This is a genomic window from Nocardia aobensis NBRC 100429 (genome assembly GCF_000308375.1).
GTDB classification, from domain to species: Bacteria; Actinomycetota; Actinomycetes; order Mycobacteriales; family Mycobacteriaceae; genus Nocardia; species Nocardia aobensis.
This window is the reverse complement of the sequence record NZ_BAFQ01000191.1, coordinates 1-1,203: the sequence shown is the minus strand read 5'-3', so window position 1 is coordinate 1,203 and position 1,203 is coordinate 1. Positions and strand designations below refer to the sequence as shown.

Sequence of the window (1,203 nt, the reverse complement as noted above, 5' to 3'; positions counted from 1 at the left end):
GAACCGACGTAGCCGGGAGTTCGGGCCTCGCCCGCGCTTTCCTCGGCACGCGTCGCGGTAGCGTGCGCGTATGGAGACGATTCCGATCCAGATGCCGGACGGGTCGACGGTGCCGGTGCGGTTCGTCGCCGCGAGCGGTCCGCACCGGCATACCATCACCGCGGATGCCCCGCGGCCGGTCATCGTGATCATTCCGGGATTGGGTGTGCCGGGTGAGTACTACGGGGATTTCGCGCGCGAGCTGGCGCGGCGCGGATTCGATGCGGCGATCGGGGAGTTGCGGGGTAACGGTGACAGCCGGCCGAAGCCGAGCCCGTCGAGTACCTACGGCTACCACGAGTTGGTCTCGGTCGATTTTCCGGCGATCTTCCAGGCCGTTCGCACCCGTTTCCCGGACAGCACGCCGATGCTGCTCGGGCACAGTATGGGTGGTCAGCTCGGGGTCATGTACGCCGCACGGATCCGCGGCCGGCTGGGCGGGCTGATCCTCATCGCCTCCGGCACTCCCTACTACCGGGGTTACGGCGGGATCGCCCGCTCCGCGATGCTCGTCGGACCCGCCGCCATCTCGCTGACCGCGAATCTCGCCGGGTTCTGGCCGGGGGATCGCATCACCGCCGGGGGTTTCGGCCGGCAGTCCAAGGTACTGATCTCCGATTGGGCGCGGCTGGCCCGCACCGGCCGGTTCGTACCGGTCGGCGCCGATATCGACTACGACGAGCGCATCGCGCGGCTCACCCTGCCGGTCCTCTCGATAACCATGAGCGGCGACGATCTCACCCCCCGCAGTTCGGCCGCGCATCTGCTGGAGAAACTTCCCGAGGCGCGCGTGAGCACCTGGCACGAGCCGAAACCGCTGGGGCACAACGGCTGGATCATCGATCCGGAATCGACCGTGGACCGCATCGAGAAGTGGGTGCGCGACCTGTAGCCGAACGCGGCCGATTCCGGGCCCGCGAGTGCTTCAATGGACGAATGCGCAGGTGGGTCGTCCGCCGACACCGATGCTCAGGCCGTCGTCTCGCGTCGGCTCGGCAACGAGCGCGGCGGGAGTGACGACGCGCGCGAGCGCCGCCTCCGGATCCACGCTCGTCTTGACGGTGCTGGGCTCCGGTCAATTCTTGATGACCCTCGACAGTTCGGTCATGAACGTCTCGATGGCGACGGTCGCCCACGACGTCGGCACGACGATCACCGGAATCC

The 1,203-nt window shown here is 68.2% G+C and carries 2 protein-coding genes; both read left to right on the top strand.

Annotated features, from left to right (window positions below):
- The first annotated feature begins 70 nt into the window (after nucleotides 1-70).
- A complete protein-coding gene (locus RJ03_RS24920) occupies nucleotides 71-931 on the top strand; it encodes an alpha/beta hydrolase family protein (RefSeq protein WP_036506191.1) in 861 nt (286 codons plus the stop codon).
- Nucleotides 932-1,004: 73 nt separating this feature from the next.
- On the top strand, nucleotides 1,005-1,203 hold a 199-nt coding region (locus RJ03_RS38515; RefSeq protein WP_245552375.1), incomplete at its 3' end, for a hypothetical protein.

What these genes read in the sequence shown, in the direction of transcription:
- RJ03_RS24920 (WP_036506191.1), top strand. Translation starts at nt 71, where the DNA reads ATGGAGACGATTCCGATCCAGATGCCGGACGGGTCGACGGTGCCGGTG.